This is a genomic window from Paenibacillus sp. DCT19, from assembly GCF_003268635.1.
Classification (GTDB): domain Bacteria; phylum Bacillota; class Bacilli; order Paenibacillales; family Paenibacillaceae; genus Paenibacillus.
On record NZ_CP029639.1, the window covers coordinates 1,037,668 to 1,054,998 of the forward strand.

A 17,331-nucleotide genomic window follows, 5' to 3' on the forward strand; every position below is an offset into this window, starting at 1 on the left:
TGAGTGGGGCTGTATTTTCAATTCGCAAGTGTATTTCATCTTACATGTTCTGCATGATGAAACGCATGAAGTTTATTGAAAGGCCGCTCCACTTCCCTCCGCTGGTATGATCCAGATCAGGTTCAAAGGGTCCGAAAGTTCATTCGTCTCAGCCGTTAGGCTCCCCCAGTGCAATTGTTCAACTATATTCAGTTATAACCGTTTTTGAACAGGTATTTATAGCTCCAGCATATATCACATGCAAGCCGGATGTAAAGAAGGGATGATCCAAGTTTATGCTTCGACATAGCAACAGGAATCTGATACGAAACGTTGTTGTTCCCTACTTCCCAACCCGATATAATAGAGGTTGTTCCAAAAGAACACTTAGATCACGCAATGGTGAAAGTGTTATCGTTATATCACGAAATGAAGGTGGGACGCTCTCCCTCCGGAGAAGAATGGGGATCCGAGTTGAAAACATTCAAGAAAGTCTACATCGAAATTACAAGCATCTGTAACTTGGCGTGCAGCTTCTGTCCACAGACCAAGCGTGCCAAAAATTTCATTGACCCTGACGTCTTTAACAATATACTGGATCAGATTAAGCCACATACCAAACACATATATCTTCATGTCAAAGGTGAGCCGTTACTGCATCCCAAAATCGATCTGTTGCTAGATTCTGCACATGAGAAAGGATTCAAGGTCAACATCACGACCAATGGTACGCTACTGCCCAAGACGCAGCATAAGCTTCTTGGCAAGCCAGCGTTACGTCAGATGAACTTCTCCTTGCACAGCTTCGACGGACATGAAGGCTCGACAGACCGCGAAGGATATTTGAATAACATATTGACCTTTGCTCGTGAAGCAGTGAAACATAATGTCATCATTTCGTTCCGACTCTGGAACCTGACACAGGATAATTTTACGAATGCCCAGATGAACCGAAATCGCGAAACGCTTGAGGTGTTAGAGCGGGAGTTCGACTTGGATTTTCGGATTGAAGAAAAGGTCGTGCCGGGTAGCGGAGTCAAAATTGCTCCGAATGTATACCTCAATCAGGATCATGAATTTCAGTGGCCAAGCCTTGATGCACCCGAGGATGACGGTAAAGGCTTCTGTCATGCACTTCGTAGTCAGGCCGCCGTATTGGTGGATGGCACGGTTGTACCGTGTTGCCTGGATGGCGAAGGTGTAATTAACTTAGGCAACGTACATGAGAAGTCATTCTCGGAGATCGTTGACGGGGAACGGGCCAATAACTTATTTTATGGATTCTCGAAGAGGCAGGCCGTGGAAGAGTTGTGCCGCAAGTGCGGGTATCGCCAGCGGTTTGGTGCATAGGATGCATCGTTAGTCATCACAAATAAAGACTTAAGATCACGTTATCTGGTTACAGATGGCGTGATTTTTTGCTGTTTTGTACAATATTCATGTGTTTATCTGCCTAAATAGAGCATATTTGAAGTTCAGAATAGCATACTGCCCGGATAAGCCAGCGTACGTAATGTGCTGATAAGGAAGGCTCCAAGGCGAATACCAAGACATATCATCTAATGATTATTCTCGTTACATTCCTTATTTGGTAGGATCAGGATACGTTCCAAGCAGAGGTGCACATCTGGGGAACCGTGAGGACAAGCGTAAGCTTATGCGCTTCCAATCCATATGAATAGAGGAGGACGTTTTCGATGAAAAAATTGTTAACGGTGTTATTGTCGGTTGGTCTGGTCGCTTCCGTATTTGGTGCAATTCCTGCTTCTGCTGCTCCCGAGATTGTGAAGACAACCATCGTTGTAGAGAAGGGCAAGACGTATGATGGAAAAGGGAAAAGCGTCGCTGCCGATCCGAATACACTTGGTGATGGCAGTCAAAAAGAAAATCAAAAGCCTATCTTTCGCCTTGAGGCAGGCGCCACATTGAAGAACGTGGTCATTGAAGCGCCAGCAGCTGATGGCGTGCACTGTTATGGTAGCTGTAACATTGAGAATGTCACTTGGAAGGATGTTGGAGAGGATGCATTGACCTTGAAATCATCAGGAACGGTAAACATCACGGGCGGAGCAGCCTACAAAGCCTATGACAAAGTATTTCAGATGAATGCATCCGGAACCATTAACATCAAAAATTTCAGAGCAGATGATATTGGCAAGCTTGTTCGTCAAAATGGAGGCACCTCGTATGCTGTGACCATGAATGTAGATAATTCGAACATTTCCAATGTGAAGGATTCCATTTTGCGAACAGACAGCGGCAGTACGAAGGGGAAAATTACGAACACCAGATATTCGAAGGTGCCTACATTGTTCAAAGGGTTCTCGTCAGGCAATACAAGTCAATCAGGGAATACGCAGTATTAATGTAGCGAACAGATAAAAGGCATCCTGTGGGATGCCTTTTCCTATAGTTTCAGCTAGATGAGGTAGCATGCATGTCCATAAGGCTCCTACTTCTACTTTTCATCCGGTGCGTTAACAAAGATACTTCCTTTGGATGGTACAGCCGCCCCTTCAGCTACCGAGCCGGCTTTGTTGGTGACCGTATAAGAGGTTTCCTCGGCCATGAGTGAGTACTGGAATGACACGATCGTTTTACCAGCTAATGAAGGGCGTGTTCCAGCTTCAGCATATGGCTTCGTTTTGACGAAGAATAGATCACCAAGAGTCCCGGAACCGTTACCTATGTTTGCTTGCCATTTGAGTAAGGCCTGACCGTTTTTAACCTCATAATAACTGATTAGATCGTTGTTTTTGTTAATGAAGAATCGATCTTTTTTTCCTTGTTCAAATATATAGGTTGTGGTGGAGTCCACATCACCACGCTCTTCACGTAGCTCCAGACGAGGTTGTCCCAACTTCGAGAAACGTGGTAGATGAATTGCAGCCTCGCGCGCAGCCACGAGATCGTTGCCGTTATATGCTTTAACGAGGGCAGTATCCGTTTGATAGATGTAAGCTTCCTTCGCGGCCTGATTCCAACTAACCTGGGCGCCAAAGGCATCGCCAATGGCTCGGAGTGGGAGCATAGCTTTGCCATTGACCAGAATAGGAGCTGCTGTAAGTGTCGCTGTTTGACCATTTTTCGTTATCGTTTTGGTGTTAGGCGCAAGAATGTATTTGTCGCGATCGGTCTGGATGCTAATTTCTTTAGTTTTGTTGTTATAGCCGAATGTATAGTTGCCCAAGAATTGAAGTTCGGTCAGTGCTACATAGGTGACACCTTGCCGAATGACGACGTCATAGGAAGCTGGAATGTTATTAATGTACGCCGTGGGTTTGTGATTAGTAGCTGCTTCCACGACATGGGGGGACAGCAGAGCAGGTGCCGTACCTGCGGTGAGAATCGAGGCGGCAAGAATCATCTTCCATTTTTTCTGCTGCCAAGCTGAGTGAATTGTTTTCATCATAATCAATCTCCTTTCTAGTTTACAGACGGCTGGATATCCCAAAAGTTTCATATTCTTGCAAATTACATTCTGTCATTAACCTAACGTATCTATAGCGAAACAATGCTCGCAGGTGGATTCAGACACTAGATTAGTAAGCGTACCAAGGTAGTTTTAGTGAACATAGCATTGCTACAATTACCCAGATAGTGTACATTAGAGGCAATGAAATAAGTGAACCGGGTGCTCAATGAAGTTGGGCTGAGAGGGTGGCCTTGTGCTGCTGACCGTATATCTGATCTGGGTAATGCCAGCGTAGAGAACATAGAATCACAGTGAACAAGACGTTGAAAAGCGTAATAAGTATCATTTCGAAGCCTAGTTATTTTGCAATCATCTATGGATGTACATATTGCGATCCTGTTTAAGAGGGTCACTGTAAACTTATGCAAAATATAATGACGGATGTGAGTCCGATCACGTAATGAAATGCACTTATTATATTTTTGGTACATTGTCTACTGCTGATCACCATGACGATACGTAGGTCTGCCTGGAAACCGGGGAGGCTTTTTTTGTGTTCTACCAATCTAAACAACACGAAGGAAGGAAGTTGTTCACATGGGAAATGCAGTGCGTAGTAATAAGTTGAGGTTAACGGATATTTTAGTAACGATTGTGATTGCGGTTGTTTTTGGCGTGATCTACAAAATATGGGGGCCAACTTATGATCTAATGAAGCCTTTTGGCATTCATGCCGAGCAGATGATCTATGGCATGTGGTTTATGGCAGGAACCTTTGCCTTTGTTGTGATTCGCAAACCCGGTGTAGCCATATTAGCCGAGGTTGCCGCAGCAACGGTAAGTGCTTTTCTGGGAAGTGAATGGGGTATGTCTACGCTGGTCTATGGACTATTGCAGGGGCTAGGAGCCGAGGTCTTTTTTGCAGCGTTTCGCTATCGTCTTACAAACCTGTGGGTAACCTGCCTTGCAGCGGTAGGTGCAGCAGCGGCTTCGCTCATATTGGACTACCAGTATGGATACATCGATTCATTGTCGGCATGGAATTATACCTTGTTTATCGCTTTCCGCTTCCTTGGAAGTATTATCATTGCAGGTGTGTTTGCTTATTATCTAGCCAAAGCGCTGGAGCTTACTGGGGTAACACGTTCGCTTCGACCTGTATCGAAACAGGATTACGAGGCGTTGGACTAAATGTATGAAGAAGAGCGCCCGCAGATTGTAGGAGTAACTAATCTAAGATGCAAGTTTCCTGGAGAGCAGGCCTTGTTATTTCAAGGCTTGTCTCTATCTGTACGCCAGGGGGAAAAGGTACTATTGCTTGGACCGAGTGGTTCCGGCAAGTCAACGTTATTACAAATATTGAGTGGCATCATTCCGAATTCGGTAGAGATTCCGATGAAATGTGATGATATTCAGGTGCCGAAGCGAGCCGGGTTTGTTTTTCAAGACCCAGATACTCAGTTTTGCATGTCCTATACGGATGAAGAGATTGCGTTTGTGCTGGAGAACCGGAATATACCACGTGAACATATGCCTGAGCAGATTAGCCAATACCTGAACCAAGTGGGATTAAACTTCGAACGGAATCGTCAATTAATCCATTCGATGTCCCAGGGCATGAAGCAACGCCTAGCTATGGCCTCCATGCTTGCGATGCAACCTGATGTGCTGTTTCTAGACGAACCGACAGCATTACTTGATGAGGAAGGAACAGCGCAAGTGTGGGATACAGTGAAGCAGATTATGAAGAACAAAACGCTGATTATTGTGGAACACAAAATTAATGAGATTGTGGAATTAGTAGATCGAATCATCGTGCTGTCACCAGACGGAAAGATTGTCGCGGACGACTGTGCGGAGCATATTTTTGCGAACCATCGTGAAATGCTGCGAGATTATGGAATTTGGTATCCAGGTGTGTGGGATGAGCAAGAACAAGAACATGGGCAAAATCGGAAACAAGAGCAATGGTTGCATCGATCAAGTAATAGACTAGCATCAGAGGATCACCGAAAGGCATCTGATACTAGAACTGGCAAGACAGGCTCCCTAACTGATCCAGTGAAAGTGAGTACACTAGATGCTAAGCCTGCACTTGAATTACGGCAATTCACCGGGTGGCGAGGGAAAACGAAGTTTATTGAGATTGAACAGGCACAGGTGTGGCATGGGGACTGGATCGCGGTCGTTGGAGCCAATGGTGCCGGCAAAAGCTCCTTGTTATTAGCCCTCATGAACATATTGAAAACAACTGGTTATTATCGCGTAGAAGGGCAATTACCTGGGAAAACGGAGAAATTGGCTGATCATATTGCTTTTGTATTCCAGAATCCAGAATTTCAATTTGTTGCTCATTCCGTCAAGGATGAAGTGGAATTTTCGCTTCTGTATGGAACGCTCTCTGCGGAAGAGCGACATCAGCAGACGTACGCCATGCTGGAGCAATTTAACTTGCAGCATCTAACGGATCGACATCCTTATCAATTATCCATGGGACAGAAACGGCGGTTAAGTGTTGCTTCTGCCCTGGTACGCGAGCAACGTATTCTGTTGCTGGATGAACCGACATTTGGTCAGGATGCCCGCAATACATTCGCGATGCTGTCACAGCTGGAGCGTCTACGTTGCCAAGGAACGGCGATTATTATGGTCACACATGACCGGGAAATCGTAAAGAGGTATTGCACACATGTCTGGACGATTGATCAGGGGAGGTTAACGGATGCAGATCTCGTTTCCACACCGTGAAACCTGGCTCCATGCGGTCAACCCCGGTCTCAAAATGATTACTCTGACGCTGATGTTTATTATGGTCATTCTCATACACAATCTGAATATCATGGCTAATGTAGCAATCGTTATGCTGCTATTATTATGCTGGTCAGGTCATCCGTGGTACAGGCTGTTTTTATACGCCTCGCCCTTTATTCTAGTGTTCATCTCCACCTCTACCGGAATGATGATGTTTGGTAAGGGAGAAACCACTTGGTTCCGCTGGGGGCTTATTCATATTACAGAAGAAAGCTTTTATCGTGGGATTCATTTGGGGTTCCGTTCTTTAAGCATGGCAGCAGCGGGTTTGTTGTTTGGTCTTACGACCAAGCCTGTTCGTTTGTTTTATTCATTAATGCAGCAATGGCGTTTACCAGCCAAGTATGCGTATAGCTTTCTTTCGGCGATGCGTATGATGCCAATACTGCTGGATGAATTTCAGACGTTACGCTATGCGATTCGTATTCGAGGTACGAAGCAGCGTAGTTCTCGCTGGAACCTATATGGCACGTTGAAACGGTACGCGATTCCTCTACTTGCTCAGAGCATAAGGCGCGCGCAACGAATGGCGATTGCGATGGAGGCAAAAGGGTTCACAGAAGGGCAAAGTCGCACCTATTATGTGCAGGTTGGTTACTCGCGTGCTGATCTATGGTTCACATTGTATTATGTCATCATGTTATCCATCGCCTTTGCCTTGGGAATCCTGTACCCTTACCATCCTAATCTGGTGGACGTCAGATAGTACGAGAACACGAGAATGCAAGTGAGCAGGGAAATTAAATTTGATTCAATGGGTAACTTTTCTTTGTTCAAAACGTCTTTAATGGAAATAACTTCTATTTGAGTGGAGTGAACATCGTGAAGATTGGGCCAAACGGAGTAAAAGCAAGGTATCCATGGGTTACAGTAATGGGGGTATCCCTCATGCTCGTTACAGGCTGTGGGTTACTGGATAATCGCACGGATGTTGGAGGAGAACCAAGCTCAATTACAGTAACGCAAGCTAAGCCTACCCAAGTTAATTATAAACAGGGAGAAGCCGTGACGGTTGTGCCCAATACACCTTTGTTCATCCAGAGAGTAGAGCGCCGTGAAGATCTGGACAGCGTGAAGTTACAATCGTACACGACCCACATGGAGAAATGGAAGGTACGATCTGCAGAAGGGGAATGGATTAAGATTCAGGATGAGAATCGGGGAACGGTGTGGTTCCCGGCGTGGTATGCATCGAAAGAGAGTCGTAGTATTGAAGCGGTCACTCCACAGACTTTCAAACTGCATTCAGGCCGTAAATTATATTTATCTCCAGAGAGCAAAACAAGCTGGCCAATCGGTGCTGAAGAAGCATTTCTAATAAAAAAATGGAATGGATGGTATGGTGTCTCAATAACGCCGCGCAACTGGACGAAGAATAGTTTGGAGTACCTTCCGCCACTGCTCTGGGTTAAGGCAGAGGATATTGACCAGCATGAACATATAAAGGATGGTTGGCTCCAGCAGAATTCGGCGTTGACCACTACAGCGATCAGACATCTAACCTTTCTAAAGTTCAATAAGGCAGCAACTTCCAAGCAGGTGAAGCAGTGGCTTGGTGAACCGGATTGGAAAGAGCATTCAAGCAATCTCTCCGATACATACCAGAAGATGAGTATTGGCGAGACTTGGCGGTATGAACGAAAGGATAGTCAGTTTCTTGTTACCTTTACCCAGGCCGGCAAGATCGCTCGAACAGAGTGGCGTATTTTACAGAATGGACAGACTTACAGTTGGGATAAGTATTATTTTAGTACCGGTGAAGAGTATGAATACACGAACAAGACAGACGCCAAAGTTCTGCCAGCGACGCTGCCATGGAAGCCGATCTGGACGAACCAGGGCGGAATTAATTATACCTTCCTTCAAGCGGCGAATGAGGATGTGCTTTTAATGGAAGGTGACGATGGTGGATTAAGTGGTAACCATTACGAAAGTTCAATGTATGCTCTGGATCGACATTCTGGAGAGAAGCTATGGGAGGTCAATGCCGGTTATGGTATACAGCAGGCTCAGATGGATATTGAACGTGAGCATGTTACCATATTTACAGATTATGATCCGGATAAGAAAAGCTACAATGATCGTGTCCGTCATCTCCGACTGAATGATGGTAAGGTGATGTGGGGTTTCGATCCTAAACAGGGATATGAAGTGAACTATATAACGGCAGCGAAAAATGTGGTCGTTGTGGATAGTCGTCTGAGCGAAACTTCCAATGGTGGGCATCTATCCGTACTTCATAGTAAGAATGGCAAGATATTGTGGACACGTAAGCTTAACAAGGACTACCAATTGTTGAACCAGCGTGCAGAAGATCCATATGTGCTGTATTGGGATAAAGGGAAACTGACGGCTGCTGATCCGTTAACAGGACGTGTCGTTTGGAATATCGTAGCTAAGAAGTCTACGGTAGATCACCCAGAGAACAATCCGTATTTTGATGGTATATATCGTATAGATCCGTTTCAGAGTGCCAAGCCTGAACGCTGGATGCTGCTTGCAGATCAGTGGACGCTGGTCGATTTGAATACAGGCAAGAAGCAGGAATATTTTGCAGCGAAACACGAACAACAGATCGAGGTATTAAACGATGGGATGGTATTGATTCGTGAAAATAAAAAAGGGAGTCAGTACGGTGAATACGAAGATTTCACAACAACACTCTATGATCCACAGCGTGGACAGAAGCGTTGGAGTGTGAACGCTAAGATTGAACGTGGCCTTGTAGACAATGAACAAGTATACGTGATTATGAATGGCTCTCCTGCTGCACTGGATTATAAGACGGGGAAATTACGCTGGAGCGTTAAGGAGACATTAGGAGCGGTGCGGCACCCTATCAATCAGGGAAGTTACACGCTCATTGATGATCAGTTACTGCTGCCTATGGGGGCAGATTTGCTCGTCTTCAACGCGCAAAACGGAGAACTGATAGGCAGGGTGAATGATGTTGTTACAGGCCAGCCAGAGCATAGAGATCGACAGGCCAAGAACGGAGCGATAAATCGTATTGGAGATGAAGTCTATATCGGCTCATCCAATGGGCGATTCAGTTTATTTAAATCACAAGACTTATTAACAGAGGTTGTTCAATAACCATCTCTTATGAACTCTCATTAATAGGAATAGCCTTAAGGGTTGTCTCACAGTTCATGTTGATTTATTATAAATAAACAGGATTGCTCGCGCTCCGGTTATCGGCTGTGCGGGCTTTCTTCATGTGTTCGCGAAGAACCATGCACGATTAATCGCGGGAGGAATCTCCATGATTTCATTATACGGAGTAAGCAAACGTTATTACGAGCGGGGCGAACGTGCAGATCAGGGGTTCGAGGCGTTAAGCTCTGTCTCGCTTGAGATAGGACAAGGCAAGATCCATGGCATTATCGGTGCCAGTGGTGCGGGCAAATCTACGCTGCTAAGGCTGCTTAATGGGCTGGAGAAACCGGATGAAGGCGATGTACTTGTGAATGGGCAGAATCTTACGGGGATGAGCGAACAACATCTTCGTCAAGCTCGTCAATCCATCGGGATGATCTTTCAGCATTTTAATCTGGTTAGCAATCGCTCCGTGATTGGTAATGTCTGTATGCCTTTGGAGCTGGCAGGTGGGTCATCCCGTACTGAGCGGACTGCTCGGGGCATGGAGGTCTTGAGATTTGTCGGCCTTGAGGATAAAGCGAAGCAGTATCCTGCACAGTTAAGCGGCGGTCAGAAGCAACGTGTGGCGATTGCCAGAGCGCTTGCTAGTCGTCCCAGTGTCCTGCTCTGCGATGAGCCTACATCCTCACTCGACCCGCAGACCACGAATGGAATTCTGGATGTACTTCGTCATGTGAACCAGACACTAGGTGTGACGATTGTTGTGGTTACCCATGAGATGGAGGTTGCACGCAGGCTCTGCCATCAAATATCGGTGATGAGAGAAGGGCGTATCATCAGAACATTATCTGAAGCAGAGGTCGACAGCATTCCAGAACCTCAGCCCGACATGCTGACATCATTATTGTTGTATGATGAGGCGGAGAGTAAGCCAGAGTGGACTGGCTCAGTCTCAGGTCACACGGAACAAGGGGGACGTAAGCATGATACCTGAATCCGTGATCAAATATCAGGATGAGATATGGCAAGCGATCGGAGATACCTTTGTCATGGTCGGCATCTCCATTGGGGCAGCTGTTCTGATCGGGTTGCCTCTGGGAACGTTGCTGTATTTGTTCAGAAGGGGTCAGCGATACGAAAATAAACCGTTGTTTACGATTCTCGGAAGCCTGGTTAATATTATTCGTTCGTTTCCTTTCCTGCTGCTCGTTGTATTCATGATTCCGTTCACACGGATTGTGGTGGGCACGTCTATCGGTACACTTGCGGCATCTGTTCCACTATCGGTCATTGCCATTGCTTATTACGCTAGGCTCGTTGAACAGGCGTTGCTCGATGTACCCAAAGGCGTCGTGGAAGCTGCAACATCGATGGGAGCATCAACCATACAACTTGTCGTGAAATTCCTTTATGTGGAGGCGCGATCAAGTCTTGTATTGGGTCTTACGACGGCGACCATCAGTTTTATCTCCTACTCCACAGTGATGGGTATCGTTGGAGGCGGCGGTGTTGGTGATTTTGCGATTAGGTATGGTTACCAGCGGTACGAAACGGATATTATGGTATTTACGATTATCATTATGATTATCTTGGTACAGACGATTCAATATGCAGGCAGCAGGTTATCACGCTGGCTTGATCGTCGATCTTGAGCGTATAATGAGGTCGAAATGAACATGTCACACACAGACTACATAATGAAGGGGTTAATGATGAAATGAAAGCGAAATTAATGCTCACACTGCTTGCAGTGATGCTTGTAGTAGCCGGTTGCGGTCAGAAGGAAGCAGCACCTGCGGCGGAAGGAACGAACACAGATAACGGGGCAACACAGGAAGTTACATTGAAAGTGGCTACATTGATTCCGCCGATGACGGATGTGTTGGACATTGTAAAACCTTTGTTGAAAGAAGATGGTGTGAATCTGGAAGTTGTAGTTTTGTCTGATAATGTGCAGCCGAATACAGCGCTAGCGAACAAAGAGGTGGACGCCAACTTTTTCCAGCATTTGCCCTATATGACTCAATATAATGAAGCGCATAACTCCAATCTGGTAGGCGTTCAACCTATCTACAATGCGATCTATGGTGCGTATTCCAAAACATACAAGTCAATGGATGAACTGCCGGATGGAGCAACGGTTGCGATTGCCAATGATCCTTCGAACATAGGACGTTCCTTGGTCATGATGGAGCAGAATGGTTTGATTAAGCTCAAAGAGGGCGTAGGCTTCGATGCTACACCATCGGATATTATTGAAAATCCTAAGAACTTCAAGTTTAAGGAAGTGGATCTGTTGATGCTGGCTCGTATGTTAGATGATGCAGATCTGGTTGCGATGACACCTGCTTATGCAAGTCCACTGGGGCTTACGCCGAAGAAGGATGCACTTTTCACGGAGAAGGATGATTCTCATTTTGCCATCACATTGGTTGCTCGTGAAGATAATAAAGACTCTGAAGCCATTCAGAAATTGGCTAAACGTATGGCTGGCCCTGAGGTAAAAGCGTTCTTCGAAGAGAACTATGCTGATATCGCAATTCCGGCATTTGAATAAGGGTTGACTCCGAACACATAAATTTAATACAACAGACTTAAAGATCTGAGCGATGATGCTCAGGTCTTTTTTTGATCATTGAGAAGATAGACACTTTTGTTAATAAGTGTTTAAAAACTTAACATTTTAGTCATATCACGAATTTACTTTATTTAATAACTTTTTCTTATAATTAGCTTGGAAAAATAGTTCTTAAGCATTAGGAAAAGCGAAAAACAAGAGATTTTTCGATGAGAAAAGTGTCGTTTTGCAGTTGTTAGACCTATTTTTTCTATGGATGTAGTACGTCTAGTAGAACGGGTGCTGTCATGTCCAGAAGAAAGGAGTAGAAGGTACATCCGAATGGATGAAACGATTTAAAATAAATAAATGTCGGAAGAGGTAGAGAAACTTGGTGAAAATAAAGAGGAAGTTGATTTCATTTCATAAAATTCATAAAAACTTTAAGGCTAAGCTAGCGCTGTCATTAATCGCTTTTTTGGTTATACCTTCGTTGCTCGTAGGAATATTAGCATATAACAATGCAAGAGCCGAAATAGAAAAACAAATTTTACATAGTGCTACAGAGAACGTTAATTTGGCGAATTCGACCATTGATATTGTAATAAATGCGAAGCGTAATCACATTGAATTCTATGCAGATAAGCTTACCGGAATGAAGGGTCAAGAAGATGCGGAGACATCGATGGTTAACGAATTGAAAGACTATGCGGGTCAGAATAAAGATATTATTATGATCGGCTTGGGGACAGAGGAAGGCGCCTTCCTAAAGTCATCTGATCTGAACATGCCAGAGGGCTACGATCCAAGAACAAGACCATGGTATATCGAAGCGATGGGAAACCCGGATGAAGTCATTGTAAGTGATCCGTATACTTCTGCTGAAACAAATGAGGTTACCATCACCATTGCAAAGGCGCTTCGTGACAGATCTGGTGTGGTTGAGTTGGATCTGGATTTGACTGACATTAGTAGTTTAGTTAGCGGGATTAAGGTGGGAGAACAGGGATATATGATTTTGCTGGATAGCAGTAAAAAGTATATTTATCATCCAACTCTGTCTGCTGGAGCAGATGCCACAGAAGATATGTGGACACAAGTGTATGAGAATAAGTCGGGGCAATTCAACTATACTTTTGGTCAAGATGAGAAAATTATGTACTTCGATACCAATGCATCAACAGAGTGGAAAGTGGCTGGAACGATGTATTCCTCTGAAATCGATACTGCGGCTGCCCCTATTTTGCAGCGTATGATGATTATTATTTCAGCTTGTCTTATCGTGGGCTGTGTCATTATCTTGCTGGTGATGCGTTCTATCGTTCGACCGATTCGCCGTCTGAAAGACCAAGCGATCCAAGTGAGTGAGGGGACCTTACCCAGACGATTGTTAGTACAAGTCATGATGAGATCGGCGAGCTGAGCGATGCGTTTGGAAAAATGCAGAGTAATCTACGATTGTTGATTCAAAATGTCGAGAAAAGCGCAAGCGAGGTTGTTGCTTCCTCAGAGGAAATGACACAGAGTGCAGAATCGACCAGTGCAGCCAGTGAGCAGGTTGCACGAGCCATTCAGGAAATTGCGGGCGGTGCAGAGAGACAGACCAGTGGCATCGAACATAATCATGGAGCGATGAACGAAATGACGGTAGGCATTACTCGTATCTCAGAAAGCTCTATGCGAGTCGCCGATTTAGCGAAGAATACAACAATTCAAGCGGAAGAAGGCGGAGAAGCGGTCAAACAGACCGTTAGCCAGATGCATTCCATTCAGAACACCGTAGCAGAGACGAATCAACTGATTCAGGCATTACATGAACGTTCTAACCAGATTTCTGCGATTACAGAACTGATCGGTAATATAGCGAAGCAGACAAATCTGCTTGCTCTTAATGCATCAATTGAAGCTGCTCGTGCAGGCGAGCATGGTAACGGTTTTGCCGTTGTAGCGGGTGAAGTACGCGTGTTGGCTGAACAATCCCAACAATCCGTGAGTGAGATCACCGCCCTCACCAATGCGGTTCAGGAGGATATGGCTGCCTCAGTTCGCATGATGGCAAAGGTAACAACAGAGGTGGGTGATGGCATGATCATCTCAACAGAAGCCATTCAGAAGTTTGAATACATTCTGAGTAGCATGAGAGATACGACACCACAGATTGAAGAGATTGCCGCGACGTCACAGGAGATTACAGCAGGAGTGCAGGAAGTAGCAGCGATCTCTAGAGAGTTGGCAGGCATTGCGTCAGCTAATGCGGCAACGTCCGAAGAAGTTGCGGCCTCGTCAGAGGAGCAGCTAGCAGCGATGGAGGAGATTTCATCGTCAGCACGCAGCTTAACGTCTATGGCGGAGCACTTACAAGGTCTCATTCAAAAATTTAAGTATTAAATCCATATAGGATATAGACGTGTTCTCCGAAGGATAAATTCATTTACATCATGTTACATCAAGGGAGGTAGTTGCGATGCAACTAGAACTTAAAACTTTTTTATTGTTAGAGGATGCTGTCATGATTACTGATGAACATGGTGTAATTCTGGAGGTGAACTCCATCTATGAAGCCAAAACGGGTTGTACCAGGGAGCACATGGTTGGGCAGCCTGCTCGATTGGAAATTGATACACATTGGAGAGGGAATCAGACATGGTCTGGTGTTGCCCAAATTGCAAAATCCAACCAGGAGATTTGGGAAGCAGAAGTCACAATAACCTCTGTTTATTTAGACGATTCTATCTTTTATATTACTATTTTCAATGACTTGTGTAAGTAAGTGGTTATATAGAGGTTAAGATTAAAAATAGTTTAATTGATTAAGAGAGATTGGCATAATATGATTTGTTTAATTGGAAGCTGCAAACGTGAATGCAGTCAAGTTCACGTTTGCAAATACCAGAATCCGCGATTTGGACGGTGACCTATTGCTACGCGATCTTGTACTGAATATTACGTTGATTCTGATCTTCGTTTTTCTCACACATTATTATACGAACCAGACGAGTACGAAGCGTGTTTCTTTCATTGTTAATCGAATGGTTGTTGGTGTTCTTTATAGCGTTCTTGGTACGGCTTTGTATTATTTTACGATTCAGATCAGTGATGGTTCATTATTAAACTTTAGAGCAAGTGTGTATTTTTTAGCCGCATATTTTGGAGGAAGTCTTTCTGCGTTTGTCACTTTTGCGTTAATGTTAAGCCTCAGATTAGCTATCGGTGTTACCCCTCAATTCGGTAATTTAGAATTTTTAATTATTGAGATCCTCTTTGTCATCGTTATATGTCTGATCTTCAAGTATGTTAGGCATTTTGTGCTGAAATGGATATGTGGAGCAGTGCTGCTGAACTCGGTGTATATCTTCACTGTAGGTGAAATACAGTCACTGTCTCTGCCCATTTTGAGCATTCATTTGTCATTTCAGAGTGCGTGTATTTTATTAGTTTCGTTATTTTTGCATTATCTTAATCAGAACCATAATTATCGCCTACTCGTTATTCAGAATGATCGGGAAATGCTAGAGATGCTGCGTATGCAGACTGGCTTTGCCTTTAAAATACAGAAGCGAAACGCTAATTTTGAATATGTTGTATTAGAAGGGGAGATGCTCTCCCGCATGGGCTTGGATATGAAAAGCGTAATGGAAAAGAACAAACGTGGAGGAACGAGCCTTCTACCTAAGGAAAAAATGGATTTTCTGATTGCACAATATGAGCGGGCTTGGCAAGGAGAGTCCTTATTCTATGAGTTTGAATATAGGGGTCATTATGCGATTGTGAAGATACAGCCTCTACTGGAAGACGGCGAAGTGAAGTATATAATCGGTCACGGGCTTGATATTACGGAACATCATGCCGTGAAACGAAGAGTTCAAGAGAGTGAAGAGCGTTATCGAACGTTGGAGCGTGTCTCACAGGATTGGTTTGTCGGATTTGATGCGGAGAAACGCATTGTGTCAGTGAATCAGAGGTTTCTCGATGCGCTTCAGACCAGCAAGGAACAGGTCTTCGCACAGCGACTTGAGAACTTGATTACGATTGAAGAGTTGGAGAACTGGTCGTTACTTTTGCAACAATCCTTGTATAATCAGTCTTCTCAAGAGATGGAGCTTAGCCTGAGGCTCGGAGAAGGGCAGTTACAACATTACCGGGTGCACTTACATCCCATTCAGATGGTGAACTCTACAGAGCGAATCAAGGGTGTGTTTCATGATATCACAGATCAGGTTCAACGCTTGAAGGCTGACGAGGCCAGTCAGGCAAAAAGCAATTTTCTCGCATTAATGAGCCACGAGATTCGTACTCCGCTTAACGGCATCATCAGTTTTACATTATTGCTTCAACGTACAGGTCTTAACACCATGCAAATGGAGTATCTGAATAAAATTAATTCGTCTTCCCAATCCCTGCTTACCTTGGTGAATGATATTCTGGATTTTTCCAAAATTGAAGCAGGCATGCTGACCATTGAGAGGGTACCCTTTTTTCTGGAAACCTTCTTCAAAGGCATTGCTGATCAAGCCGGTGCGGCAGTGGGGTACAAAAATATAGATGTCATCTTCAATACAGATCCAGATCTGCCATTGCGTGTGTTGGGTGATCCAGTGCGGCTCGAACAGATTCTGCTGAATTTACTCAGCAATGCGATCAAATTCACAGAGCACGGTCATGTTCTTGTCCAGGCTGAGCTCATATCGCTGGATACAGAGCAAGCGCTTGTTCGGTTTGTTGTAGAGGATACGGGCATCGGTATAGCACCGGAGCACATGGAGCGGTTATTTGTACCCTTCACACAGGGAGATCCATCAACGTACCGAAAATATGGAGGTTCGGGTCTAGGGTTAACCATCTGTTATCATCTCGTGAGCTCATTGGGAGGAACTTTGCAAGTAGACAGTGTACAGGGAGAATATAGTCGTTTTTCCTTCGAGTTGGTACTGGATTTGGCGGATACGGAAGAGAATTTCTTCCTTCGCATGTATCCTCAACTGCAGCCTATGATGTGGCGATCATTGAAGATAATCAACGACTGGGTGAAAGCTTGATTCAGATGATGCATTCCTTTGGTGTTCATGCCGTGTCATATCCTGAACTACCTGAAATAGCAGCAAGTCGTGAGTTTACTTCTGATCATGATGGAACATATGCGCTATTCATGATTGATATGGACATCATAGAGAGGGGCAACGAGAGGGATTGGAACCGCTTTATTGAAAACCTTGATCGGACAAAAGTCAAGGTGCTCGGATACACCCATCCGTTCAGCGAGCATGATATGTGGGAAGAGGGCGATTTAAGCCGTCCAGATATCATGCTTTTCAAACCACTCACACGTTTAGGCTTATTTGAGGCGTTGCTTACGCTTCAAGGAAATGGGGCATTGGAGCAAGAACGAATGGACAATGATCTAGGTGATTCGCCTATACACATAAAGGACATATTTTAGTTGCAGAAGATCATGAAATTAACCAACTTG

15 protein-coding genes and 2 riboswitches are annotated in these 17,331 nt (G+C 44.7%); of the genes, 14 read left to right on the forward strand and 1 reads right to left on the reverse strand.

The window, feature by feature from the left end; genetic code table 11:
* Positions 1-76: 76 nt before the first annotated feature.
* Positions 77-177, reverse strand: a riboswitch (TPP riboswitch).
* A gap of 276 nt (positions 178-453) precedes the next feature.
* Both DMB88_RS04600 and DMB88_RS04605 read left to right on the forward strand, forming a co-directional pair.
* Positions 454-1,329, forward strand: coding sequence for a radical SAM/SPASM domain-containing protein (locus DMB88_RS04600; protein ID WP_174715269.1), 876 nt, complete (start codon positions 454-456; stop codon positions 1,327-1,329).
* A 347-nt stretch (positions 1,330-1,676) separates the two neighbouring features.
* Positions 1,677-2,345 carry a pectate lyase gene (locus tag DMB88_RS04605; protein ID WP_128100387.1) on the forward strand — a complete coding sequence of 223 codons (669 nt, stop codon included), beginning with the start codon at positions 1,677-1,679 and terminating at the stop codon, positions 2,343-2,345.
* 92 nt (positions 2,346-2,437) lie between these two features.
* On the opposite strand, the gene DMB88_RS04610 is transcribed toward DMB88_RS04605, so the two are convergent.
* Positions 2,438-3,391 carry a copper amine oxidase N-terminal domain-containing protein gene (locus tag DMB88_RS04610; RefSeq protein ID WP_164848609.1) on the reverse strand — a complete coding sequence of 318 codons (954 nt, stop codon included), beginning with the start codon at positions 3,389-3,391 and terminating at the stop codon, positions 2,438-2,440.
* A 208-nt stretch (positions 3,392-3,599) separates the two neighbouring features.
* Positions 3,600-3,708: riboswitch (TPP riboswitch) on the forward strand.
* A gap of 283 nt (positions 3,709-3,991) precedes the next feature.
* On the opposite strand from DMB88_RS04610, the gene DMB88_RS04615 reads away from it, so the two are divergent.
* The 12 genes from DMB88_RS04615 (at position 3,992) to DMB88_RS04665 (ending at position 17,301) form a co-directional block, all read left to right on the forward strand.
* Positions 3,992-4,585 (forward strand): ECF transporter S component, encoded by a 594-nt coding sequence (locus DMB88_RS04615; RefSeq protein ID WP_128100389.1) that lies wholly within the window; start codon positions 3,992-3,994, stop codon positions 4,583-4,585.
* Positions 4,586-6,142: an ABC transporter ATP-binding protein gene (locus DMB88_RS04620; protein WP_128100390.1), complete on the forward strand. Its 1,557-nt coding sequence runs from the start codon at positions 4,586-4,588 to the stop codon at positions 6,140-6,142.
* Positions 6,117-6,911 carry an energy-coupling factor transporter transmembrane component T family protein gene (locus tag DMB88_RS04625; RefSeq protein WP_128100391.1) on the forward strand — a complete coding sequence of 265 codons (795 nt, stop codon included), beginning with the start codon at positions 6,117-6,119 and terminating at the stop codon, positions 6,909-6,911. The genes DMB88_RS04620 and DMB88_RS04625 overlap by 26 nt, the downstream gene beginning before the upstream one ends.
* A gap of 116 nt (positions 6,912-7,027) precedes the next feature.
* Complete coding sequence (locus tag DMB88_RS04630; protein ID WP_128100392.1) at positions 7,028-9,301, forward strand: outer membrane protein assembly factor BamB family protein; 2,274 nt, start codon at positions 7,028-7,030, stop codon at positions 9,299-9,301.
* 169 nt (positions 9,302-9,470) lie between these two features.
* Positions 9,471-10,301, forward strand: coding sequence for a methionine ABC transporter ATP-binding protein (locus DMB88_RS04635; protein ID WP_128100393.1), 831 nt, complete (start codon positions 9,471-9,473; stop codon positions 10,299-10,301).
* Positions 10,291-10,959, forward strand: a complete 669-nt coding sequence (locus tag DMB88_RS04640) for a methionine ABC transporter permease (protein ID WP_128100394.1) — start codon at positions 10,291-10,293, stop codon at positions 10,957-10,959. Before DMB88_RS04635 ends, DMB88_RS04640 begins: the two co-directional genes overlap by 11 nt.
* Before the next feature lie 65 nt (positions 10,960-11,024).
* Positions 11,025-11,864, forward strand: a complete 840-nt coding sequence (locus tag DMB88_RS04645) for a MetQ/NlpA family ABC transporter substrate-binding protein (RefSeq protein WP_128100395.1) — start codon at positions 11,025-11,027, stop codon at positions 11,862-11,864.
* Between the two features lie 577 nt (positions 11,865-12,441).
* Complete coding sequence (locus DMB88_RS30780; RefSeq protein ID WP_254438453.1) at positions 12,442-13,287, forward strand: HAMP domain-containing protein; 846 nt, start codon at positions 12,442-12,444, stop codon at positions 13,285-13,287.
* 17 nt (positions 13,288-13,304) lie between these two features.
* On the forward strand, positions 13,305-14,252 hold the full coding sequence (locus tag DMB88_RS30785; protein WP_368028318.1) for a methyl-accepting chemotaxis protein: 948 nt from the start codon (positions 13,305-13,307) through the stop codon (positions 14,250-14,252).
* 76 nt (positions 14,253-14,328) lie between these two features.
* Positions 14,329-14,634 carry a nitrogen regulation protein NR(II) gene (locus tag DMB88_RS04655; RefSeq protein WP_128100396.1) on the forward strand — a complete coding sequence of 102 codons (306 nt, stop codon included), beginning with the start codon at positions 14,329-14,331 and terminating at the stop codon, positions 14,632-14,634.
* 88 nt (positions 14,635-14,722) lie between these two features.
* Positions 14,723-16,900 (forward strand): sensor histidine kinase, encoded by a 2,178-nt coding sequence (locus tag DMB88_RS04660; RefSeq protein ID WP_128100397.1) that lies wholly within the window; start codon positions 14,723-14,725, stop codon positions 16,898-16,900.
* Positions 16,858-17,301, forward strand: coding sequence for a hypothetical protein (locus DMB88_RS04665; protein ID WP_128100398.1), 444 nt, complete (start codon positions 16,858-16,860; stop codon positions 17,299-17,301). Before DMB88_RS04660 ends, DMB88_RS04665 begins: the two co-directional genes overlap by 43 nt.
* The last annotated feature ends 30 nt before the right edge of the window (positions 17,302-17,331 follow it).